Source organism: Anaerotignum sp., from assembly GCF_051877975.1.
Taxonomy (GTDB): domain Bacteria; phylum Bacillota; class Clostridia; order Lachnospirales; family Anaerotignaceae; genus Anaerotignum_A.
The window spans coordinates 1-24,598 of record NZ_JBJEJK010000014.1 but is presented as its reverse complement, the minus strand read 5'-3'; the positions used below and the strand labels follow the sequence as shown (position 1 = coordinate 24,598).

Sequence of the window (24,598 nt, the reverse complement as noted above, 5' to 3'; positions counted from 1 at the left end):
TTTCTTGATTCTTGCGTTCTCCTTTTTTATAATACATAATGAGAAGAAAGACGAAACATTGAAACAAAAGAAGATTTTTGACACAAAGGAGAATGAAAATGAAAAAAAGAATTTTGGGTGTTCTGTTTTTCTGCTTTCTGCTGTTTTCTTTTGCGGGGACGGCAGTGGCGGCAGAAAAGACAGAGTATCCTTATTACATAACGGTAAACCTGACGGATAACATTGTAACTGTGTATGAAAAAGACAGTGCAGGAAAGTATACAGTCCCTATCAAGGCATTTTATTGCAGCGGCGGCGAATCCACACCGGAGGGGACTTTCCAGACCACTGAAAAATACGAATGGAGGGCGTTATTTGGGGATGTGTGGGGGCAATATGCCACACGGATCACCGGGCATTATCTGTTCCACTCTGTGCCCTATCTGGAAAAAGATAAAAGCACATTGGAATATGATGAGTATAATAAATTGGGAAGTACTGCTTCCGCAGGCTGCATCCGCCTGTGTGTAAAGGATGTAAAATGGATTTATGATAACTGCCCCATTGGCACAACGGTGAAAATGTATCGGGGGGATGTAGAGGAACCTTTGCAGCCTGCCCCTGTGAAAAAAATCAACACAGCAGACCTGGAACGCCGCGGCTGGGATCCTACAGACCCTGCCCCCGCCAACCCTTGGAGACAGGGGGAACTGCGGGAAATGGCAGTACAGCCTTCTTTACTGGAAGGCAGTGTGAAAGCATATCATGAAAATAATACATATTATCTGACAGCGGAAGATGCGAAAAGGATGTTTTCCCGCTTGGGGATTGTGCTGTATCTGCCTGCGGCAGGTAAGGTTGTTGATGATGAAATCGTCGTTTCGTATCAAGAAGCAGAATATCACCTTGAATGTCGTGTGAAAGAGGGCACTGTATACTATAAGCTAAGAGATCTGGCAGCGATGGTCGGTGCGGAAATGACTTGGGATAAAGAAAAGCAGGAAATCGGTGTTCATTATGGAACAGAGCAGATCACCATCAGCCCTGCGCCCTTGGTTCGTGAAGCAGTATCGTTTCCCATGAAAATTGCATCGCTATTTCTTGCATAAAAGCTGATTTTTATGGAAAGATTGCATTTTACCCTGTGGTATGATATGCTTTCTGAATTGAAACAGAAAGAGGGAGAAACATGACATTTAAAAAAGTTTCGGTGATTGCGGTCGCGGGGGCTGTGCTTTTGGCGGGAGCCATTGGCATCGCTATCAATTTGACAAGCCCCAATGAGATGGAAATAGAAGTTCCTGAGGCTCCGGTGGAACAGGAGACGGAAATAGCAGAAGGTGGCATCAAGACGCTGGAAAACATGGAGAACATGCCCATTTATTTCGATGATACCGATGTGCTGTTATTGCCTCTGCGCAATGTGATGGAGGGGCTGGGCGGCTCTGTGAAATGGAATGTGGAAGCCAGAACTGCGGAAATTTCCTATCGCGGCAGAACGCTGACAGTACAGCCGGGAGAAGTCAATGCCCAGTTGAATGGTTATGAGATTACACTGCCAAAGACGGTGGAAATGATCAATGGTTGTTTGTATGCCGATGAAACACTGATTTCTGCATATTACACGGGGGAAGTGGAGTTTAACCGTGAAACCAGACAGATCACCTTGCAGACGAAGGACAATACAATTCCTGTGCTGGCGGTAAAAGAAATTTCCGGTGAAAAAGAAGGAAGAAGCTATCGGGTCGAAGTGCCTGTGATCGTCGGCCTGAATGACAGCAATTTTGAAAAGAATTTAAATAAAGACACGATGAAAAAAATGCAGGAGTACGCGGATGAATATCTGGCGGCAGGGACAGAAGGACAGGATGGGCTCTTGCAACTGAAAGTACAAACAGGCCTGTGTACAAAAGAGTTTCTGTCTTTTTGGTGGGAAGGCGAAAAAGATGGCATTTCTGTAAAGATGGCAGAAAACATTGACCTGCTGGGGCAGAAAGTTGTGACATTGGCGGATATGCTGGACGGAGCATCTCTGGAAGAAGTAAAAACAGAGGCAGGAGAAGGCTGGACAGAAGAGCAATTCTTTTTGACTCCTGAAGGCGGTCTGGTGCTGTTGAAGGAAAGCAATGAAGGCGGCTTGGAAATGCATTATTGGACAGCGGAAGGGAAATCCCTTGGCTGGAAGGATGCCTATAAGGCTTTGTTTCAGAAATAAAATATGAAAGAAAAAGAGAGCGAGGAGAAATCATTCGCTCTCTTTTTTTACTAGAAAAGGAAAAAACAGGAACAGGGGTGAGGCCTTGTTTGAATTTGTAAAATCAGACATCTTATTTTTCTGTTTTGCTACTGTTTTTGTATGATTTTGGCAGAAAAAAGAAGGATTTTAAAGGGAATGGTTTCGTATAGATACACTGTATACATTTTATTTGTTTTTTGCTTAACAAACTTTTTTTACGAAAGAATTTTGAAGTATAAATTTTTGTACAAAATTAAATATTGTCAGACAAATGAATAAAGTAAAAACAACAAAAGAAAAGAAAAATGCATAAAAATATTTATAAAAACAATATGATGAACATAAAATATGACAAAAGGTATCTTGTTAGAAACATAACGGGTGTTTTTTCATTTTGCTGTTGAAAAGAAAATGAATTGATTGTATAATAATCAAGTAAAAATTCCCGTTTCATGTCCAGATGAGAATCAAGATGTTGTCAGACAATAAGTTTGATAAACTTTCTTACATGGCCTGAATCAGGGTGAGCCGCCATTTTTGATGGCAGCGAAAGATGAAAGAGGGCTTTCCCTCAAAAAAACGAAACTCTCTCATTAAAAAAGGAGGAAAAGAAATGTCTAAAGTAATGAAAACGATGGACGGTAACGAAGCTGCTGCATACGCTTCCTATGCGTTTACAGAAGTAGCTGGTATCTTCCCCATCACACCTTCCTCTCCCATGGCTGAAAAAACAGACGACTGGGCAGCGAATGGTAAAAAGAACCTTTTTGGTCAGACAGTTAAAGTAGTAGAAATGCAGTCCGAAGCTGGTGCTTCCGGTACAGTACACGGTTCCCTGGCAGCTGGTGCGCTGACAACAACATATACAGCATCTCAGGGTCTGCTGCTGATGATCCCCAATATGTACAAAATCGCCGGCGAACTGCTGCCTTGCGTATTCCACGTAACAGCACGTGCTCTGGCTGCACATGCTCTGTCTATCTTCGGTGACCACTCCGACGTTATGGCTTGCCGTCAGACAGGTTTCGCTATGCTGGTTTCCAACTCCGTACAGGAAGTTATGGATCTGGCTTGCGTAGCTCATCTGTCCGCAATCAAAGGCCGTGTTCCTTTCGTTCACTTCTTCGATGGTTTCCGTACATCCCACGAAATCCAGAAGATCGAATGCATCGACTATGATGAACTGGCTAAGATCATCGACATGGATGCAGTGAACACATTCAAGAGAAATGCGCTGAACCCCGAACATCCCGTAATCAGAGGTACAGCACAGAACCCTGACATCTACTTCCAGGGCCGTGAAGCAGCAAACAAATTCTATGAAGCTCTGCCCGCAGTAGTAGAAGAATACATGGGTGAAATCAACAGAATCACAGGCAGAGATTACAAACTGTTCAACTACTACGGTGCTCCCGATGCTGACAGAGTTATCGTTGCTATGGGCTCCGCTTGTGAAGCAATTGAAGAAACAATCGATTACATGGCAGCAAAAGGTGAAAAGGTTGGTCTGGTTAAAGTACACCTGTTCCGTCCTTTCGTAGCTTCCAAACTGCTGGAAGTAATCCCTAAAACAGCTAAGAAGATCGCTGTTCTGGACAGAACAAAAGAACCCGGTGCACAGGGCGAACCTCTGTACATGGATGTATGTACAGCACTGTTCGAAGCTGAAGAATCTCCTATCGTTGTTGGCGGCCGTTATGGTCTGGGTTCCAAAGACGTTACACCTGCACAGTTCCTGGCTGTATACGCAAACCTGTCTCTGGACAAACCCAAAAACCACTTCACACTGGGTATCGTAGATGACGTTACAAACACTTCCCTGGAAGTTGGCGAAGAAGTTAACGTTACAGGCGACGACGGCACAATCTCCTGCAAATTCTGGGGTCTGGGCGCTGACGGTACTGTAGGTGCAAACAAGAACTCCATCAAGATCATTGGTGACCACACAGATATGTACGCGCAGGCATACTTCAGCTACGACTCCAAGAAGTCCGGCGGTATCACGCAGTCTCACCTGCGTTTCGGTCACAAACCCATCAGATCTACATACCTGGTAAAAACAGCTGACTTCGTAGCTTGCCACAAACAGGAATATGTAAACCTGTATGATATGGTTACAGAACTGAACCCCGGTGGTACATTCCTGCTGAACACAACATGGTCCGTAGAAGAACTGGAACAGCACCTGCCCGCTAAACTGAAAAGACAGCTGGCTGCTAAGAATGCAAACTTCTACATCATCAATGGTACACAGATTGCAAAAGAAATCGGTCTGGGCAACAGAATCAACACAGTTCTGCAGGCTGCATTCTTCAAACTGGCAAACATCATCCCCATTGAACAGGCTGTAGAATACATGAAAGCAGCTATCACAAAATCCTATGGTAAGAAGGGTGACACAATCCTGAACATGAACTACGCTGCTGTTGACCGTGGTGTAGATGGCGCTGTTAAGGTTGAAATCCCCGCTGCATGGGCTAACGCTGTAGATGCAGAAGTTGCATCCACAAGAAAGACAACAGATTTCGTTAAGAATATCGTTGAACCCATGAATGCACAGGAAGGCGACAAACTGCCCGTATCCGCATTCTCCGGTATGGAAGATGGTACATTCCCTTGCGGTACAGCTGCATACGAAAAACGTGGTGTAGCGGTTGATGTACCCGAATGGAATGCTGAAAACTGCATCCAGTGTAACCAGTGCTCTTATGTTTGTCCTCACGCTGCAATCAGACCCGTTCTGGTTACAGATGAAGAACTGGCAAAAGCACCCGCTGCATTCAAGGCTGTAGAAGCAAAAGGCGGCGCTGCATTCGCTGGCCTGAAATACAGAATGCAGGTATCCTCTCTGGACTGCCTGGGCTGCGGCAGCTGTGCTGTAGTATGTCCTGCTCCTAACAAAGCTCTGGTTATGAAACCTCTGGCAACTCAGGAAGCTGAAGCTGCTAACTGGGATTTCGCTATCGATGAAGTTGCTCCTAAGGCTAACCCTATGAGCAAAGCATCCGTAAAAGGCTCTCAGTTCGAACAGCCTCTGCTTGAGTTCTCCGGCGCTTGTGCAGGTTGTGGTGAAACACCTTACGCTAAACTGGTAACTCAGCTGTTCGGTGATAGAATGTACGTTGCAAACGCAACAGGCTGCTCCTCCATCTGGGGTGGTTCCGCACCTTCTATGCCTTACACAACAAACAAAGACGGTCATGGTCCCGCATGGGCAAACTCCCTGTTCGAAGACAACGCAGAATATGGTCTGGGTATGGCTTCCGCAGTAAAACACATGAGAAATGGCCTGAAAGATAAACTGGAAAACCTGAAAGCAATCGATGCATCCGTTGCTGGTGTTGTTGATGCTTGGGTAGAAACAATGTTCGATGGTGAAAAATCCAGAGAAGCATCCGACGCTCTGATCGCTGCACTGGAAGCTTACGCTGGCACAGATGCAGAAGCAAAGAACATCGTTTCCTATGTTCTGCAGAACAAAGATCAGCTGGCTAAGAAATCCCAGTGGATCTTCGGTGGTGACGGCTGGGCTTACGATATCGGCTACGGCGGTCTGGACCACGTACTGGCATCCGGCGAAGATGTAAACGTTCTGGTATTCGATACAGAAGTTTACTCCAACACAGGTGGTCAGGCATCCAAATCCACACCTATCGGTGCAGTTGCTCAGTTTGCTGCTTCCGGTAAGAGAGTAAAGAAAAAAGACCTGGGTATGATGGCTATGAGCTATGGCTATGTATACGTTGCACAGGTAGCTATGGGCGCAGATAAGAACCAGCTGGTAAAAGCTCTGACAGAAGCTGAAAAATACCATGGTCCTTCCCTGATCATCGCTTACGCTCCTTGTATCAACCACGGTCTGAAGGGCGGCATGAGCGGCGCTCAGAACGAAATCAAACGTGCAGTGGAAGCTGGTTACTGGCAGATGTACAGATTCAACCCTGAACTGAAAGAAGCAGGCCAGAATCCTTTCACACTGGACTCCAAAGAACCTACAGCTGACTTCAGAGAATTCCTGCTGAGCGAAGTTCGTTACAGCTCTCTGCAGAGAACATTCCCCGAAATCGCTGAAGAACTGTTTGAACAGACAGAAAAGACAGCAAAAGAAAGACTGGAAGGCTACAAGAAATTGGCTCAGGGCTAATTTCCAAAGCTTAAAAGTGATTCTTAGCGATTCATAAAAATTGCCCCGGACTCGGAAGAGTCCGGGGCTTTTTTCTTTGATTGAAAAATCTCCTGAATCATGTTAGGATAGAACGAAGTAAAGGAGGAGATAGAATATGAAGAAAAAATGGACGACCCTTTGGATGGCAATGCTGATGCTTTGTATGAGCCTGTTCAGCGGCTGCGGCGGCATAGCAGAGCAGAGCGCTGAAAGCCAGACAGAAGGATATGCCATTGAGAAGGATGGTTATTATACTTCACCTGAGGAGGTAGCCCTTTATCTTAATACTTATGGCCAACTGCCGGATAACTTCATTACGAAGAAAGAGGCAGAAAAGCTGGGCTGGGACAGCAAAAAAGGCAACTTATGGGAAGTGGCTGATGGCATGAGCATCGGCGGCGATAAATTTGGCAATTACGAAGGCGTTTTGCCGGAGGAAGATACCTACCACGAATGCGATGTCAATTATGCAGGGGGATACCGCGGCAGTGAGCGTATTGTTTATTCCGATGACGGAGATATTTATTACACAGCGGATCATTATGAGACCTTTGAGAAGTTGTATTGATGGGGGATCACTATGAAAATTCTTTTAGATGGAAAAAGGATGACTTCCAAAAAAGATGCTCACGGATATTTGAAAGAAGTTTTTGGCTTTCCGGATTATTACGGGGAAAATCTGGATGCACTCCACGATTGCCTGACAGAATTGGACGAGATGGAAGTAGAATTTCGGCATGTTGATGAAATGAAAGCCGCTTTGGGAAAATATGGAGAGAATTTGCTGCAGGTGTTCCGTGAGGCGGAAAATATTATATTTTTTGAAGCATAAGAGAAGGGTCTTTGCATTTGCAAAGACCCTTTTTATCATTATTTGATCTGTGTGATATCATAAGGAGTGGTCTGATAGACAAAATAGTTCAGCCAGTTGGAATACAGCAGATTGGCATGGGCTCTCCAGGTCACCAGGGGATCCTTTGTATCGTCATCGTTGGGATAGTAATTCTTAGGCACTTCGATGGGCAGCCCTGCGTTTTTATCCCGCAGATATTCCTTTTCCAGTGTGCGGGCATCATATTCAGAATGACCCATAATGAAGATCTGACTGCCGCCGTCATTATGGATGGCATAAACACCAGCTTCTTCGGAGGAAGCAATGATCTTCAGGCGGGGTTCTTTCTCGATATCCTCCCGTAAAACGGTTGTATGTCTGGAATGGGGCACATAGAAAATATCGTCAGAACCGCGGAACAGGATAGATGTCTTTTTATCCAGCTTATGAGGGAATACACCAAACATTTTTTCCTTCATCATGTGCTTTTTGATGCCATAATGATAATACAGACCGGCCTGGGCACCCCAGCAGATATGGAAGGTACTGTGCACATGGGTTTTGCTCCATTCCATGATTTCTACCAGTTCATCCCAGTATTCCACTTCTTCAAATTCCATCTGTTCTACAGGCGCACCGGTGATGATAAGGCCATCCCAATTCTGATCTTTCACTTCATCAAAGGTTTTATAGAAAGAAAGCAAATGATCTTCAGGGGTGTTTTTGGATTCATGGCTTTTGGTATGGATCAGCTCCAGTTCAATCTGCAGAGCAGTATTGCCCAGCAGACGGGAAAGCTGTGTTTCCGTATCGATTTTTGTGGGCATCAGATTCAGCAGAAGGATCTGCAGGGGGCGGATATCCTGTGTCATGGCACGGAATTCCGTCATAATAAAAATATTTTCATCCGTCAGCACCTTGGCCGCGGGCAATTCGTTAGGTATCTTAATTGGCATTTTTTTTCACCGCTTTCGTATAATCTTATTTGATGGCCTCCAGTGCCTGAGCGATATCGTCGATCAGATCCTGTGCGCTTTCCAGACCGCAGGAGAGACGAACCATATCGCCGGGAACGCCGGCAGCTGCCAGTTCTGCATCGTTCATCTGTCTGTGGGTGGAGCTGGCGGGATGCAGGCAGCAAGTGCGGGCATCGGCAACGTGGGTTTCAATAGCAGCCATTTTCAGGTGTCCCATGAAAGCTTCTGCTGCCATTCTGCCGCCTTTCACACCGAAGCTGACTACGCCGCAGGTGCCATTGGGCATATATTTCTTTGCGATTTCATAGTATTTATCCCCTTCCAGACCGGGATAGGTTACCCATTCGATCTGATCGTGAGCTTTCAGATATTTTGCAATAGCCAGACCATTTTCACAGTGGCGGGGCACACGAACATGTAGGCTTTCCAGACCCAAGTTCAGCAGGAATGCGGACTGGGGAGAAGGAGTGGAACCAAAATCGCGCATGAGCTGTGCGGTTGCTTTTGTGATGAAGGCGCCGCCTTTGCCGAATTTTTCAGCGTATGTAATGCCGTGGTAGCTGTCATCGGGGGTACACAGACCGGGGAACTTATCGGCATGAGCCAGCCAGTCGAAGTTGCCGCTGTCTACGATACAGCCGCCCACAGCTGCACCGTGGCCGTCCATGTATTTTGTGGTGGAATGGGTCACGATATCTGCGCCCCAATCGAAGGGTCTGCAGTTGATGGGAGTTGCGAAAGTATTATCTACAATAAGGGGAACGCCATGTGCATGGGCTGCTTTGGCGAAACGTTCGATATCCAATACAGTCAGAGAAGGGTTGGCGATGCTTTCCCCGAATACTGCTTTTGTATTGGGCTTGAAAGCGGCTGCCAGTTCTTCATCGGAACAATCGGGGGCAACGAATGTGAAATCGATGCCCATTTTTTTCATGGTTACGGCGAACAGATTGTATGTACCGCCATAGATGGTGGAAGAAGATACCACATGGTCACCACAGTTTACGATATTGAATACAGCATAGAAGTTTGCCGCCTGGCCGGAGGAGGTCAGCATGGCTGCTGTGCCGCCTTCCAGGGCACAGATCTTTGCTGCCACATGGTCGCAGGTGGGGTTCTGCAGGCGGGAATAGAAATAACCATCTGCTTCCAGGTCAAACAGCTTACCCATATCTTCGCTGGTGCTGTATTTGAATGTTGTGCTCTGGATGATGGGAATCTGTCTGGGTTCGCCATTGCCGGGGGTATAACCGCCCTGTACGCATTTTGTTTCGATCCGATAATCGCTCATTTTGAAATTCCTCCTTGAAAAAATAGAATGATTTAGATGATTTTCGAAAATATCATTTCCGCAAGGGATGCTTACGGTGAATGTTGTCCCGGTTTTTTATTTTTCGCAAAAAAGAAAGCCGTCTCAAAGAACCCTTTGAGACGGCTATTATAACCGCGGTACCACTCAAATTGCATATCTGAAATATGCCACCTCTTCGGGCTCCAACAAGCCCTATGCTTTTACGCAGCAATCACGGGAGGAGCCTACCGGTGAGAAACCATTATAAAAAGAGAGAAATGGATTTATGTAAATGGATCCATTTGTATGCAAGCATCCAATGATCTGCTTGGCTCTAGCTTCACACTTTCGAACCTCCGGCTCAGAAGCCATAGGCTGTTGAGTGAAATTGTTATCGGTTCGCAGCGACCACCGACTCTCTGAAAACGCAGGCACTCAGCCCTCTTCGTCATAGCCTTTCGTATGAATTTCGTACGCAGGAATCTTTCGACTCCGCCGTATTGGAAATTATTATAACATTCTGAAAAAAATTGTCAATCTTTTTTTAAAGATTTGTTCTTACTTTCATACAATTTTTTCAGAAGCCGCGGAAAGGAAAAATTAAAGAAAGATTAAGAAAGCCTGCCGTTGTTCTTCCAATTTCATCCGTATAATGAGTGGTATGAAAAAATAGAGGAGGTTCGACCCATGAAATTGACGAAAAAGAAGAAGATCATCCTTGCTGCGGCCATTGCAGCAGCTGTTGCCGCAGGGGGAAAGCTGGCTTTTGGCAAGGGAGAAGCCCCCGGCGAAGCGGTCAGCACTGCCTTGGCGGAAAAGCAGGATTTGCAGGAGACCCTGCGGCTGAAAGCGGTGCTGGAAGGAACGGAAAGCACGGAAGTGGTTTCCCGCCTCCATTATGAGGTAAAAGAATTGCTGGTGAAGGAAGGCGACCGGGTGAAGAAGGGACAGCTTTTGGCGGTGTTGGACAGCGCAGACCTTTCCCAGGAGATGGCCCTGAAACGGGGGGAGCTTTCCCTTTTGCAGAAACAGCAGGCAGAGACCCTGCGGGACAGACAAATTGATTATGACAACGCAAAAAAAGCTTATGATGATACCAAAATACTTTTTGAAATCGGCGCAGCCAGCCAGGCAGAACTGGATGAGGCAAAGGATACATTGGAGAAAATTTCCGCGGCAAACGGAAAAGCGGTTCTTTCCGCAGCGGAACAACAGGCCCTTGCCAATACCAAACAGGAAATCAGCATACAGAGCAGCGCACTGGAGGATTGCCAGATCCGCAGCATGATCGACGGAACGGTCACCCGTGTGAACACAAAGGTGGGACGTTTTGCCGATGAAACGGAGGACGATAAGCCCATGTTCGTCATTGAAAATGTGGATACCCTGCAAATGAAAGTTTTGGTCAGCGAAAATGATATTGCAAAGGTTTCCGTAGGGCAAAAGGTGGATATCACGGCGGAGATTTTAAACGGCGAAAGCGTGCAGGGGGAAGTCATCCGCATTTCTCCTACAGGGGAATTGAAGGAGGGCAGCACATCGGAACGGGTCATTCCTGTTTTTATCAGTGTGAAGGAAAAGAATGATAAATTGATTGCCGGCATCACCGCAAAGGCTACGATCCATATTGCAGAAGCCAAGCAGGCGCTGACGGTGCCTTATGAAGCCATAGGCGAGCTGGAGGACGGCAGCACAGTGGTTTATGTGGTGCGGGAGGATAATACCATCCATATCGTTCCCGTGGAGCTGGGGCTGGAAACAGACCTGTATGCAGAGATCAAAGGCGGCGAACTGAAGGAAGGACAGACCATCGTGCTGAACCCCAGCCTTGCCTTGACAGAGGGCATGGCGGTCATGCCGCAGTAAGGGGGAGAAGCCATGAAGGAAATCATTAAGATGGAACATTTACATAAAACCTATGATACAGGGGCGGTGCAGGTACATGCCCTCAGAGATGTGAACCTGAGCATCAGGGAAGGGGAATATGTGGCCATCATGGGGCAATCCGGCTCCGGCAAATCCACCCTGATGAATATTTTGGGATGTATGGACAGACGGTTTGAGGGGACATATCTTTTAGACGGCATCAGCATTGAAGAACAGGGGGAAAACGAGCTTTCCCGTATCCGCAATCAAAAGATTGGCTTTGTTTTTCAGGCCTTCCAGCTCATTCCCCGCACTTCAGCATTGAAGAATGTGGAGATCCCTATGATCTATGCGGGAGTGAAGGGGGAAAAACGCAGGAAAAAGGCGGAGGAGCTTCTGGAAAAGGTGGGCTTGGGGGAACGCATCCACCATATGCCCAATGAGCTTTCCGGCGGGCAGAAGCAGAGAGTTGCCATTGCCAGAGCCCTGGCGAATGAACCGGCTATTTTGCTTGCCGATGAGCCTACGGGCAATCTGGATACCAAGGCTTCCCATGAGATCATGGAATTTTTTACAAAGTTGAACGAAGAAGGGGCAACAGTCATCGTGGTCACCCATGAGGAGGATATTGCCCAGTATACCAAGCGTATCGTCCGTTTTCAGGATGGGCAGATCATCAGCGATACAAAGGCGGTGAAGGAAGGATGATATTTGAAAATATCAAGCTGGCATTTTCCTCTATCCGTGCCAATAAAATGCGTTCCTTTCTGACCATGCTGGGCATGATTATCGGCATCAGTTCCGTTATCGCCATCGTTTCCCTGGGGGATACCATGCGGAGCATGTTTGCCAAAGAATATGAAAATGTGGGCGTTGGGCTGGCCTATGTCTACATCATGACAGAGGATGGCTATTATACAGAGAATGAAATGTTTACCCAAGAGGATGCAGAGCGGCTGAAGGAGGCCATGGGGACGGACCTGACCTATGTGGGCTTTGAAACAGGCGAGCGTACCGACCTGCAGGCAGGAAGAAAAAAAGAAAAGGTCATCATCAGCGGCCTGGCAGAAAACCCCACGGCAATGGAAAACCCTAAAATCATATTTGGAAGGATGCTGAACGACAGGGATATTCATGGAAAACGAAACTATGCCGTTTTGGATCAGGAAACAGCACAGAATCTTTTCGGTGTAAAAAATGCCGTTGGCAAGACTGTAAAAACTACCATTAACCAGGAAAGTACAGAGCTGATGGTAGTGGGGGTCTATGAAAATACCGACTCTGCCCTGATGCGGATGTTGGGCGGCGGCGGCCCAAAATCTGTTTATGTGCCGGAAAGCATTCTAATTTCCGGGGATTCCAGCAATTGGACCATAGAATTCTGTATGAATACGGAAGGAGATATGGAAAAAACTCTGGAACGGGTGAAAGCCTTTGTGGCAAGAATGAAAAATCATGATCTGAGCGAGATTCGCTCTGAATCTGCCATGGAAGAAATGGGCATGATGGATAGTATGCTGGGTTCCCTTTCCATGGTAGTAGGAGCTATTGCGGCAATCTCTCTATTGGTAGGCGGCATTGGCATTATGAATATCATGCTGGTTTCTGTGACAGAACGCACCCGGGAAATCGGCATCCGAAAAGCCTTGGGCGCTCAGACGAAGGATATCCTGATACAATTTTTGATCGAAGCGGCGGCCATTTCTGCCGCAGGCGGTATCATTGGCACGGCCTTGGGCATTTCCATTGTTGCCCTAGGCGGCGCCGTGGTGGGCATTGGCGCCGTGGTGAAGCCCGCCGTTGTGGCGGTGGCAGTTATTTTTTCCGCTGCGGTGGGGCTTGGCTTTGGGCTTTATCCTGCCAGAAAGGCGGCGAAAAAAGACCCTGTGGAAGCCCTTAGATATGAATAGAATAAAACGATGAATGGGGCAAATATTGCCCGATGGGACAAAAAATCTGTAAATTTTATGCGTTTTGCTGAAAATTTATGGATTTTTTTCCTTTGATTTTCTATTTTGAAAGGTTGAATTTGGGATGAATTTATTTTGCTGGGTGAGAAAATATGATATACTAAATCGTGGCGTAGAATCGAAATTGACAGAAGATGGAAGGAGGAACCCGCATTGGATACGAATGAAAAGAATATGGAAAGCAAACCTTTTACCCATCTTCATGTCCATACAGAATATAGCCTGCTGGATGGTTCTGCAAAGATCAAAGAATTGGTGCAGCGGGTGAAAGAACTGGGAATGAACAGCATCGCCATCACAGACCATGGTGCCATGTATGGCGCGGTGGAATTTTATAAAGCGGCTTTGGAGGCTGGCATTCAGCCTATCATCGGCTGTGAAGTTTATGTGGCGGAAGGCTCCCGGTTCAAAAAAGAAGGCAAGGGCGGCGGCTATTATCATCTGGTGCTGCTGGCGGAAAATAACGAGGGCTATCAAAACCTCATCAAGTTGGTTTCCTATGGTTTCACGGAAGGGTTTTATTACAAACCACGGGTGGATAAGGAGCTTTTGCGAAAATACAGCAAGGGACTGATTGCTTCCAGTGCCTGCCTGGCAGGGGAAGTTCCCAGAAACATTTTGAATGTTTCCTATGAAAAAGCCAAGGAAGCCGCTTTGGAGCATTTGGAGATTTTTGGCGAAGGCAATTACTTTTTGGAACTGCAGGATCACGGCATGCGGGAACAGAAAATCGTCAATGAAGCATTGGTACGCATGAGCAGGGAGACAGGCATTCCTCTGATTGCCACCAACGACAGCCATTATATTTATAAAGAGGACGCAGAGCCCCATGATATCCTGCTGTGTATCCAGACTGGGAAAACGGTGCTGGATGAGGACAGGATGCGCTACGAGGGCGGGCAGTTTTATGTGAAAAGCCCGGAAGAAATGTACGATCTTTTTTCCTTTGCCCCGGAGGCCTGCGAAAATACGGCAAAAATTGCAGAACGCTGCAATGTGACCTTTACCTTCCATGAATTAAAGCTGCCCCGTTTCGATGTGCCGGACGGGAAAACGGCAGAGGAATATTTAAGAGAACTTTGTTATCAAGGCTTTCGGGAAAAATATCCGGAACCTAAGGCGGAATGGAAGGAACGCTTGGAATATGAGCTTTCTACCATTGAAAATATGGGGTATGTGGATTATTTCCTTATTGTTTGGGATTTTATCAAATATGCCAAGGATAACGGTATCATCGTTGGGCCGGGGCGTGGCTCGGCGGCGGGCAGTATGGTTTCCTATTGCCTTTCCATCACCACCATCGACCCCTTGAAATATGATTTGATCTTCGAGCGTTTTCTGAACCCGGAACGGGTCAGCATGCCGGATATTGATATCGACTTCTGCTACGAACGGCGGCAGGAGGTCATTGACTATGTGATTCGGAAATACGGGGAAGCCAACGTTGCCCAGATCATCACTTTTGGTACCATGGCGGCAAGGGCGGCCATCAAAGACGTAGGGCGTGCATTGGCCATGCCTTATGCCGATGTGGATCGCATTTCCAAGATGATTCCGACGGAACTGGGCATTACCATTGAAAAGGCTCTGAAAATGAACCCTGATCTCAGAAAGGCTTATGAAGAAGAGGAGGATACGAAACGCCTCATTGACACATCTATACGTCTGGAAGGCCTGCCGAGACATTCCTCCACCCATGCGGCGGGGGTCGTCATCTGTCGGGAGCCGGTTATGGAATATGTACCCCTCAGTGCCAATGACGGGCAGGTCAATACCCAGTATACCATGACGATACTGGAAGAACTGGGTTTGCTGAAAATGGATTTTCTGGGTCTGCGCACTTTGACGGTCATTCAGAGCGCAGTGCAGGAAATTGAGCGTATCCACGGCGTAAAGCTGGATATGGATCATCTGCCGGAAAACGACCCTGTGGTCTATGATATGATCTGTCAGGGAAAAACGGAGGGTGTGTTCCAGCTGGAAAGCGGCGGCATGAAGCAGTTTATGAAGGAACTGCAGCCCCGCTGTCTGGAAGATATGATCGCCGGGATTGCTTTATATCGGCCGGGGCCGATGGATTTCATCCCCAAATATATCAAGGGGAAAAATGCCGGCGGCAAGGTGCAGTATACCCATCCCAAGCTGGAGCCGATTTTGGAAAATACCTATGGCTGTATCGTTTATCAGGAACAGGTCATGCAGATCGTGCGGGATTTGGCGGGCTATAGCCTGGGGCGGAGCGACCTGGTGCGCCGTGCCATGAGTAAGAAAAAGGCTTCTGTCATGGCGGAGGAGAGAAAAAATTTCGTTTATGGCGATGGCAAGGATGTGCCTGGCTGTGTGAAAAACGGCATTCCCGCAGAAGCGGCGGAAAAGATTTTCGATGAAATGACAGACTTTGCCAAATATGCCTTCAATAAAAGCCACGCTGCCTGCTATGCGGTGGTCGGTTATCAGACAGCATGGCTGAAAGCCTATTATCCTGTAGAATTTATGGCGGCACTGATGACCAGTGTTATGGATAATGCGTCGAAGGTTTCCGGTTACGTGGAGGAATGCAAAAAAATGGGCATCCAGCTTTTGCCGCCCGATATCAACGAGGGCTACAGACAGTTTTCTGTATCCGATGGCAAAATTCGCTTTGCCTTGGCGGCTATCAAAAATGTCGGCAAGGGGGCGGTGGATGCCTTGGTGGCGGAACGGGAAAAGAATGGCCCCTTTACTTCCATGACGGATTTCTGCAACCGTATGGAAGGCGGCGAATGGAACAAGCGGGGCATGGAAAGCCTTATCAAGGGCGGCGCCATGGACAGCTTGGGCGGTTTCCGCAGTCAATATATGGCGATTTATAAAAATATTTTGGATGGCATCGGCCAAGCTAGAAAAAATAATATAGCAGGGCAGCTGAATCTGTTTGATCTGGACGGAGGGGATGAAACCTTCCAACAGCAGGATGAGCTGCCGCCTATTCAGGAATATCCCCTGCGGGAAAAACTGGCCATGGAAAAAGAAGTGCTGGGCATTTATGTCAGCGGGCATCCCCTGGCGGAATATGAAGAACAGCTCAGAAGAAAGATCAGCCACAGCAGCTTGGATTTCCTTCCCCCGGAAGAGGGCGAGGATCGCCTGCAGGTGGAAGAGGAAACAAAGGTTATCGTTGGAGGTATGGTGGCGGGCATTTCTGTGAAATATACCAGAAACAACGATAAGATGGCCTTTGTAACACTGGAAGATTTCCAGGGCAGCCTGGAGATCGTGATTTTCCCCAAGGTTTATGAAAAATGCACTGCTTTCCTGAAGGAGGATGAGGTCCTTCTCATCAAGGGCAGAGCTAATGTTTCCGCCGATGGGGAAGGAAAGGTCATTGCCCAGGAAATAAAGCCCCTGGCGGCGGGGGAAAAAGAATTGCCTAAATCCGTTTGGCTGAAGCTGGCAGCGGGGGCAGAAGTTCCCTTTGGGCAGATTACCGGGATCCTGAGAAAATATCACGGGAATGTTCCCGTATATATTTATGATGAAAAAACAAAACAGAAGATGAAGGCAGACCGCATCAATTGGGTCACAGGGGAAGAGGATCTTTGCGAAGAACTGCGGCTGCTGCTAGGTGAAAAAAATGTTGCGTTGAAATATTGAGGAGGGATTCCTATGGCTGAAGAAAGAACAGAAAAGCCCACAGGGGAAATGCCTGAAAAGCGGACTGAAAAAATGGGGGCGGATACTTCTTATATCTGCGTGAAAGCCTTGGAAAAGGGGGTCAATATCATTGGTGTGACCCGGGGCGAGATAACAAAAATCCACCATACAGAGAAGCTGGATCGGGGGGAAGTGCTGATCGCCCAGTTTACGGAAAATACCTCTGCCATGAAAATCCGGGGCAATGCGGAAGTATATACGCAGTTTGGCGTGATCCGCGCCGGTGATATAGATATTGAGAGAAAGTAAATCCGATTGGGGATTATGATATTTTGGTGAAAAGCGGAAAAAGTCTTTGAAAAGCTGCGGAAATAAGAAGCTTTTGGAAGAAACGCTTTTCCAATTGAGGAGGAATTCACTTATGACAGAAACGAAGGAAACAAAAAAGATCAAAAAAATTGGTGTATTGACCAGCGGCGGCGATGCCCCCGGCATGAATGCTGCTATCCGTGCTGTTGTCAGAACAGCAAAATATCATGGCGTTGATGTGGTAGGCATCCGCAAGGGTTATGCAGGGCTCATTGGCGGCGAGATCAAGGAAATGCACAGCAAGGACGTTTCTAATGTCATGAATCTGGGCGGTACCATCCTGCATACAGCACGATGCCCGGAGATGATGACGGAAGAAGGGCTGAGTAAAGCGGCGGCGATCTATAAGATCCTTGGGCTGGATGCCCTGGTAGTCATTGGCGGCGATGGTTCCTACCGCGGGCTGGCGGAATTGGCAAAGCGGGGCGTGAACGGCATCGGTATTCCTGCGACCATCGATTTGGATATGAGAGGTACGGAGTATACCATTGGGTTTGATACAGCGGTCAATACCGGTATGGATGCCCTGAATAAACTGCGGGATACTTCCAACTCCCATGAAAGATGCTCTGTTGTCGAAGTTATGGGCAGAGATGCGGGCTATATCGCTGTTTGGTGCGGTATGTGCGGTGGTGCAGAGGAAGTTATGTTCCCCGAAGAAAAAGAAGTCATCGACAGCAATAGAGTCATCCAGCAGATTTTAGAGAATAGAAGTATTGGGAAACGCCATAATCTTATTGTAGTGGCAGAAGGTGTCGGCGGCACACAGAAGCTGGCGAAGGATATTCAGGAAATTACAGGGATTCAGACCAGAGCCACCATTCTGGGGCACCTGCAAAGAGGCGGCAGCCCCACTGCAACAGACCGTATGCATGCTTCTATGATGGGCTATTATGCCGTAAAAGCCATTTTGGACGGCAGAGAAAATGTTGTTGTTGCATATAATAAGGGGCGGTATGAAATTCTGGATCTGTTTGAATCTTTGGAAATGAAAAAAACATTGGATCCGGAAATCTATAATGTGATCAAGATTCTGGCGATCTGATAGGAAAGCCTATGGAAAGCGACTGGGGAGGCGCACAGCCTGCGGAGCGGGCATAAGAATTTACTTAAGAAAAGAGGAGGTAACGCAATATGCGTAGAACGAAGATCGTCTGCACGTTGGGCCCTGCTACGAATGACGTGGAGATCATGAAAAAGCTGATTCAAAACGGCTTGGATGCCGCGCGGATTAATTTTTCCCATGGAACCTATGAAAGCCATGCAGAAACCATTGCGAAGCTGAAACAGGCCAGAGAGGAACTGAATGCCCCTATCCCTCTGATCTTGGATACAAAGGGACCGGAAATCCGTATAAAGACATTTAAAGAAGGGAAAATCAGACTGGAAGAAGGTGCTTCCTTCACCCTGACAACAAGAGAGGTGGAAGGAGATGAGACCATTGTTTCTGTGACCTATGCAGACTTGCCGAAGGATCTGCAGAAAGGTTCCCGTGTTCTGATTGATGACGGTCTGATCGAATTGAGAGTAGACAGTATTGAGGATACAGATGTGCATTGTACTGTCATCAACGGTGGCAATGTCAGCTCCCGCAAGGGCGTAAACCTGCCCGGGGTAAAGGTGAATCTGCCTCCTTTGATGGAAAAAGATATTTCTGATCTGAAATTTGGCGTGGAAAATGGGTTTGATATTGTAGCGGCATCCTTTATCCGCTCAGCGTCTGATGTGGTAAATATCCGCAGGGTGCTGGAAGAAAACGGCGGCGGGCATATCCACATTATCTCCAAGATCGAAAATCAGGAGGGTGTGGAAAATATCGACAGCATTCTGGAGGTTTCCGATGGGATCATGGTTGCCAGAGGGGATCTGGGGGTGGAGATTCCCCCGGAAGAAGTGCCTCTGGTACAGAAGAGATTGATTGCCAAGGCGAATATGCGCGGGAAACCGGTCATTACAGCAACACAGATGCTGGAAAGCATGGTGCACAGCCCCAGACCTACCAGAGCGGAGGCCAACGATGTAGCCAATGCTATTTTTGATGGCAGCGATGCGATTATGCTTTCCGGGGAAACAGCAGCCGGGGCTTATCCGCTGGAGGCGGTGGAAACTATGGCACGTATCGCCAAGAAAACAGAAAGCAGCATTGATTACGGCAGCAAAATGGTTGGTATTACGGAACCTGCCAGAGTCAATATCACCAATGCCATCAGCAGAGCGGCCTGCAATGCAGCGGCAGAGCTGAACACGGCGGCCATTTCTACCATTACCCGTTCCGGTTTCACCGCAAGGATGATTTCCAAACATCGTCCCGTATGCCCTTTGCTGGCAAGTACTTCTGATGAATGCGTATGGAGGCAGATGAACCTGATCTGGGGCTGCAAGCCTTTGCTGTATCATGGGGATCTGCCAAAGGGCGGTGTATTTGATACGGCCCTGAAGATCGCAGTCAGCAGCGGTATGCTGAAAAATGGGGATACCGTCGTTTCCGCCTTGGGGATGCCTCTGGGCTTCAGTGGCGCTACAAATACCCTGCGTGTGGATATTGTGGGGGATGTGCTGTGCAAGGGGAAAGGTGTCGGTACAAAGAAGGCCAGCGGCACGGCCAGGGTCATTACTGCCCGGGATGGCGTGGAACGAACCTTTCACAAGGGGGATATTTTGGTGACCACGGCTACAGATAACAGCTTTATGCCTTATATTCAGAAGGCGGCAGCCATTGTGGTTGGCCCCTTAGATCAGAATGTGGACTGCCATGCAGAGATTGCCGGCAGTGCCCTGGATATTCCTGTTATCGTATGCAATGCCAAGGTGGTGGATTTTATTCCTGCCCATTCCCTGATTACCGTTGATGCGGAGAAAGGCTTTGTTTATAAGGGAATTCCGAAAGAAGACTAAATGAAAAAAGCAGTATGAACTTGAAATAAAAAGTTTGTACTGCTTTTTTATTTTTTTGATTTTCAAAATAATGAATAATTCAAGAAAATGAAACGTCCGTGCAAAATGTACAAAAGTCTTTCTGTGGTAGAGAATGGTCGGATTTTTAAACAAAATTTTTGTGCAAAAATGTTAGAATTGAAGAGGTTTTTTGTCGAAACAGCGAATTGACGGAACCTTTTTGGAGTGTTAACATATTTGACATAAGTTCAGAATATTGAATTTATTTATTTCTGATAATGAATTTATCGCAATTATATAGATATCCTGAACTTATCAAAAATCTTATTTTATAGGAGGGAATTATTATGAACACATTGATTAGTGCTGACAACACATGGGCTTTGATGGCTATCACATGTGGCTGGGCTGCATTTTCTATTTATGCAGAACAGACATGGAAATGGGCATCTAAAGTTTCCGGGGCCATTGTTGCGCTGGTAGGCGCACTGGTTCTGACAAATCTGGGTATCATCCCTACAAACTGTGTATGGTTCGATGATATCTGCTGGGGCTTTGCAGTTCCTATGGCAATCCCTATGCTGCTGCTGAGCTGCGATATCCGTAAGATCGGCAGAGAAGCAGGTAAGATTCTGATCCTGTTTTTGATCGGCGCCGTTGGTACAACAGTAGGCGCGATCCTGGGCTTCAAACTGCTGGGTGGCGTCGTAGAACATCTGAATGGCGTTGCAGCTATGATGACTGGTTCTTACATCGGCGGTACAGTAAACTTTGCTGCCCTGTCCAGTGCATTTGAAGTACCCGGTGAAACAGTATCTGCTGCAGTAGTAGCGGATAACCTGCTGATGACACTGTACTTCTTTGTACTGATTATGATCCCCAGCATCAAATTTTTTGCAAACAAATTCAAACATCCCCACATTGACGAAGTAAACGCAAGAGGTGTAGATGAAGAAGCAAAAACACAGGCTGCTGCTTACTGGGGCAAAAAACCCATCTCCCTGATGGATATTGCTATCAACGTAGCCATCAGCGTTATCATCGTTTGGGTATCCACAGAAATCGCAGGTGTTTTATCTGAAGTGATCCCTACAACAAACACAGTAACAAGCATGCTGAACGGTCTGTTCGGCAACAAATACCTGATCCTGACAACATTGACAATGATCATTGCGACAATCTTCTCCAAACCTCTGGAAGGTCTGTCCGGTTCTCAGGAAATCGGTACATATCTGATTTATCTGTTCTTCTTCGCAATCGGCGCACCTGCATCCATCAAAGCGATCTTCCTGAACGCTCCTCTGCTGCTGGTATTCTGTGCCATCATGGTAATCGTAAATATGCTGTTCTGCTTCATCTTCGGCAAACTGCTGAAATTCGACCTGGAAGACTGTATCCTGGCTTCCAACGCATGTATCGGCGGCCCTACAACAGCTGCTGCTATGGCGATTTCCAAAGGCTGGGTAAAACTGGTTGGTCCTATCATGCTGGTAGGTACACTGGGTTACGTAGTAGGTACATATTTCGGTACATTTGTAGGTCAGTTCTTGGGTGCATAAGCATAGACTGACAGAAAGGTCTGAATCAGAAAGAAGGCAAAAATCATGATTTTCGATGGACATAGTGATATTTTTACGGACGTGACCGTTCGTAGATTGAAAGGCGAAACACAGGTGTTGAAAAATCATCATCTGCCTCGCCTGAAAAAGGGGAATATCGAAGGCAGCTGCTTTGTACTGTGGATCGATCCTCCTTATGATGCAAACCCTTCCAAGAGATTGGGCGAGCTGATGCAGTGCATCAAGGACGAAATGGCGGAATGTGAAGAAGCCGTTATCGTAAAAAATATCAAAGAAATCGAAGAAGCGAAAAAAGCTGGCAAATTTTATATTCTGCCCGGCTTGGAAGGTCTTTCCGGCATCGGCAAGGATCTGGATAAGATCGATGAGCTGTATGAGTTTGGCTGCCGCCATGCCATGCTGTCCTGGAATGAACAGAATGACTTGGCAACCGGCACAAAGGGCGACCCTGACCGTGGGCTGACAGAGCTGGGCAAAAAGGCAGTGAAAAAGCTCCACGACAAGCATATGCTGGTGGATGTTTCCCATACCAATGAGCGCACCTTCTGGGATATGGCAAAGGTGGGCGGTGGCCCGTTGATGGCATCCCATTCCAATGCAAGGGCGTTGGCTGATGTGCCCAGAAACCTGACAGACTGCCAGCTGCTGGAAATCAGAGATACCAATGGTATCGTTGGGCTGAATTCCTTCAATATGCTGGTAGATAAGGACATCAAGGAGCAAACAGTAGATGGTCTGATTCGCCATGCGGATTATATTGCAAATAAGATTGGTGTGGAACATCTGGCCTTTGGCTTTGACTTCTGCGAATTTTTGGATGATGAGGCAAATGCTTCCTTCTGCGATCAGGAGAATACCTTTACGGTAGGCCTGGAGGACTGCACACACGTTCCTTTTATGGTAGAAAAAATGAAGAAAGCCGGTTTCAGTGATAAGGAACTGGAAATGATTTCTCGTGGCAATTGGATGAATCTGATTCAGAGAGTCATCGGCTAAGCCGAACTTTTTCAAAGGATAAGAAAGACCGAGAGGCTCGACGGAGTTTCTCGGTCTTTTTGTTTGATGAAGAAAACTCTTTTAGAAGAGAAAAGAAGTTTTTTGAAAAAAACATAGTCGGAAGGACTATGAACCAAAAAAGGAAATCAGGGTAAGGCGAAGCCTTACGAATGGTTATATCTTAAGACAGAAGAGAAAAGAGGGATACAATGATTTTTGATGGACATAGCGATATTTTCAGTGACGTTAGATACAAAAGAGAAGCAGGGGAAACACAAGTGCTGAAAAACCACCATCTGGAAAGACTGCGGAAAGGCGGGATTGGCGGTGCTTGCTTCGTTATCTGGGCAGATACCTATAACGGCTTTGCACCCAAAGATGAAATGGATGCCATTGTGAAGGCGTTACAGGCAGAAATGGCGGAAACGGAAGATTTCGTTTTGATACATAACAGAGCAGAGGTGGAAGCGGCGCAGAAAGCCGGTAAATTTGCCATCCTGCTGGGGATTGAAGGCTTGGCTGGCATTGGCGAAGACCTGAGCAAGATTGATGCACTATATGAAATCGGCGCCCGCCATGCGATGCTGACATGGAATGAAGAAAACGCTTTGGCAACCGGCGTAAAGGGCAGCCCCGACAGAGGGGTCACAGATTTGGGCAGAAAAGCCATCAAGATCATTCAGGATAAGAAAATGATTTTGGACGTTTCCCATCTGAATGAAAAATCTTTCTGGGATGTCATTGATGCTTCCAATGGCCCGATTTTGGCTTCTCATTCCAATGCAAAGGCACTGGCAGGCGCCGCAAGAAACCTGACAGATGCACAGCTGATGGCAATTCGTGATACCAATGGACTGGTAGGGCTGAATGCTTTTGGTGACTTTATCAGCGATATTCAGGAAGAACAGGATGTAGACCATCTGGTGCGTCACGCATCTTACATCGCGGATAAGATCGGGGTAGAGCATCTGGGCTGCGGGTTCGACTTCTTTGAATTTTTGAACGCAGATTCTATGAAGAGCTACAGCGATCAGGATGATTCCCGTCTGAGGGGCATGGAGGATTGCTCCAAGGTTCCTGTATTGATGGAAAAAATGAAAAAAGCAGGCTTTACGGATAAAGAACTGGAAATGATCAGCAGCGGCAACTGGCTGAATCTGATCCAGAGAGTAATGGGCTAAAAAGAACGATAAAAAGAACCTGAGATTTTCTCAGGTTCTTTTTGCAGTTTCGTTTGATTTTTGTTAGAAGAATTTGGGTGTCATAGCCCAGATGGAGATACAGTCTTCCTCGCCGTTATTGATGTATTTATGGGGCAGAGAACTGTCGAAATAGATACTGTCTCCTTCATTCAGGATATAATCTCTGCCGTTGAGAAAAACGGTAAGGGTGCCTTTCAATACATAACCGCATTCCTCACCATCATGGCTGAGGGCTTTTTTTTCATAAGAATAGCCGCTTTTCAGAGTGATTTCCATCATATCCATGGCACGGTCGGGGCGATCGGCATGGAGAAGCTTATAATAGCTGCTGTCGTGATGGGTCACGATGGTTTGATGTTCCCCTTTGCGAATCACGAAATGCTCTTCAGTAGGTTCTTCGTGGAAGAAATAGTTGATATTGGTATCCAGAGCCTTTGCCAAACGCCACAGGCTGGTGACAGAAGGAACAACGAGATCCCGTTCGATTTGGCTGATCAAGCCTGTGCTGACATCGGAGAGTTTGGAAAGTTCGGCAATGCTTAATTTCTTTTCCGTTCTGAGTTGTTTTAATTTTGCGCCGATTAAAATTTCCATAAAATACCCTCCT

General features: G+C 47.0%; 18 protein-coding genes. 15 read left to right on the top strand and 3 right to left on the bottom strand.

The window, feature by feature from the left end; genetic code table 11:
- Positions 1–98: 98 nt before the first annotated feature.
- The 5 genes from ACI39P_RS02250 (at position 99) to ACI39P_RS02230 (ending at position 7,212) form a co-directional block, all read left to right on the top strand.
- On the top strand, positions 99–1,088 hold the full coding sequence (locus ACI39P_RS02250) for a L,D-transpeptidase family protein (RefSeq protein WP_439719086.1): 990 nt from the start codon (positions 99–101) through the stop codon (positions 1,086–1,088).
- Between the two features lie 80 nt (positions 1,089–1,168).
- Positions 1,169–2,194, top strand: a complete 1,026-nt coding sequence (locus tag ACI39P_RS02245; protein ID WP_439719085.1) for a copper amine oxidase N-terminal domain-containing protein — start codon at positions 1,169–1,171, stop codon at positions 2,192–2,194.
- A 634-nt stretch (positions 2,195–2,828) separates the two neighbouring features.
- On the top strand, positions 2,829–6,359 hold the full coding sequence (gene nifJ / locus ACI39P_RS02240) for a pyruvate:ferredoxin (flavodoxin) oxidoreductase (protein ID WP_439719084.1): 3,531 nt from the start codon (positions 2,829–2,831) through the stop codon (positions 6,357–6,359).
- A 136-nt stretch (positions 6,360–6,495) separates the two neighbouring features.
- The gene (locus ACI39P_RS02235; protein ID WP_439719083.1) at positions 6,496–6,948 is read left to right on the top strand and encodes a ribonuclease domain-containing protein; all 453 of its coding nucleotides are present in this window, start codon (positions 6,496–6,498) and stop codon (positions 6,946–6,948) included.
- 12 nt (positions 6,949–6,960) lie between these two features.
- On the top strand, positions 6,961–7,212 hold the full coding sequence (locus ACI39P_RS02230) for a barstar family protein (RefSeq protein ID WP_439719082.1): 252 nt from the start codon (positions 6,961–6,963) through the stop codon (positions 7,210–7,212).
- A gap of 38 nt (positions 7,213–7,250) precedes the next feature.
- Here the strand turns inward: ACI39P_RS02230 and metA are convergent, their stop codons facing one another.
- Positions 7,251–8,168, bottom strand: coding sequence for a homoserine O-acetyltransferase MetA (metA, locus tag ACI39P_RS02225; RefSeq protein WP_439719081.1), 918 nt, complete (start codon positions 8,166–8,168; stop codon positions 7,251–7,253).
- Between the two features lie 25 nt (positions 8,169–8,193).
- The gene (locus tag ACI39P_RS02220; protein WP_439719080.1) at positions 8,194–9,480 is read right to left on the bottom strand and encodes a PLP-dependent transferase; all 1,287 of its coding nucleotides are present in this window, start codon (positions 9,478–9,480) and stop codon (positions 8,194–8,196) included.
- A gap of 687 nt (positions 9,481–10,167) precedes the next feature.
- On the opposite strand from ACI39P_RS02220, the gene ACI39P_RS02215 reads away from it, so the two are divergent.
- The 10 genes from ACI39P_RS02215 (at position 10,168) to ACI39P_RS02170 (ending at position 23,970) form a co-directional block, all read left to right on the top strand.
- Positions 10,168–11,346, top strand: coding sequence for an efflux RND transporter periplasmic adaptor subunit (locus ACI39P_RS02215; RefSeq protein WP_439719079.1), 1,179 nt, complete (start codon positions 10,168–10,170; stop codon positions 11,344–11,346).
- A 12-nt stretch (positions 11,347–11,358) separates the two neighbouring features.
- Entirely contained in the window at positions 11,359–12,054 is a 696-nt protein-coding gene (locus ACI39P_RS02210) for an ATP-binding cassette domain-containing protein (protein ID WP_439719078.1), read from the top strand.
- Entirely contained in the window at positions 12,051–13,256 is a 1,206-nt protein-coding gene (locus tag ACI39P_RS02205) for an ABC transporter permease (protein WP_439719077.1), read from the top strand. Before ACI39P_RS02210 ends, ACI39P_RS02205 begins: the two co-directional genes overlap by 4 nt.
- A 234-nt stretch (positions 13,257–13,490) precedes the next feature.
- Positions 13,491–16,949: a DNA polymerase III subunit alpha gene (locus ACI39P_RS02200; protein ID WP_439719087.1), complete on the top strand. Its 3,459-nt coding sequence runs from the start codon at positions 13,491–13,493 to the stop codon at positions 16,947–16,949.
- Between the two features lie 12 nt (positions 16,950–16,961).
- The gene (gene mtrB / locus ACI39P_RS02195) at positions 16,962–17,258 is read left to right on the top strand and encodes a trp RNA-binding attenuation protein MtrB (RefSeq protein WP_439719076.1); all 297 of its coding nucleotides are present in this window, start codon (positions 16,962–16,964) and stop codon (positions 17,256–17,258) included.
- A 112-nt stretch (positions 17,259–17,370) separates the two neighbouring features.
- Positions 17,371–18,363, top strand: coding sequence for a 6-phosphofructokinase (gene pfkA / locus ACI39P_RS02190; protein WP_439719075.1), 993 nt, complete (start codon positions 17,371–17,373; stop codon positions 18,361–18,363).
- 89 nt (positions 18,364–18,452) lie between these two features.
- Positions 18,453–20,213, top strand: a complete 1,761-nt coding sequence (gene pyk, locus ACI39P_RS02185) for a pyruvate kinase (RefSeq protein WP_439719074.1) — start codon at positions 18,453–18,455, stop codon at positions 20,211–20,213.
- Between the two features lie 347 nt (positions 20,214–20,560).
- Positions 20,561–21,772: a DUF819 family protein gene (locus ACI39P_RS02180; protein ID WP_439719073.1), complete on the top strand. Its 1,212-nt coding sequence runs from the start codon at positions 20,561–20,563 to the stop codon at positions 21,770–21,772.
- A 45-nt stretch (positions 21,773–21,817) separates the two neighbouring features.
- Positions 21,818–22,789: a membrane dipeptidase gene (locus tag ACI39P_RS02175; RefSeq protein WP_439719072.1), complete on the top strand. Its 972-nt coding sequence runs from the start codon at positions 21,818–21,820 to the stop codon at positions 22,787–22,789.
- Positions 22,790–22,998: 209 nt separating this feature from the next.
- Complete coding sequence (locus ACI39P_RS02170; protein WP_439719071.1) at positions 22,999–23,970, top strand: membrane dipeptidase; 972 nt, start codon at positions 22,999–23,001, stop codon at positions 23,968–23,970.
- Positions 23,971–24,033: 63 nt separating this feature from the next.
- On the opposite strand, the gene ACI39P_RS02165 is transcribed toward ACI39P_RS02170, so the two are convergent.
- Positions 24,034–24,585 carry a cupin domain-containing protein gene (locus ACI39P_RS02165; RefSeq protein ID WP_439719070.1) on the bottom strand — a complete coding sequence of 184 codons (552 nt, stop codon included), beginning with the start codon at positions 24,583–24,585 and terminating at the stop codon, positions 24,034–24,036.
- Positions 24,586–24,598 lie beyond the last annotated feature (13 nt).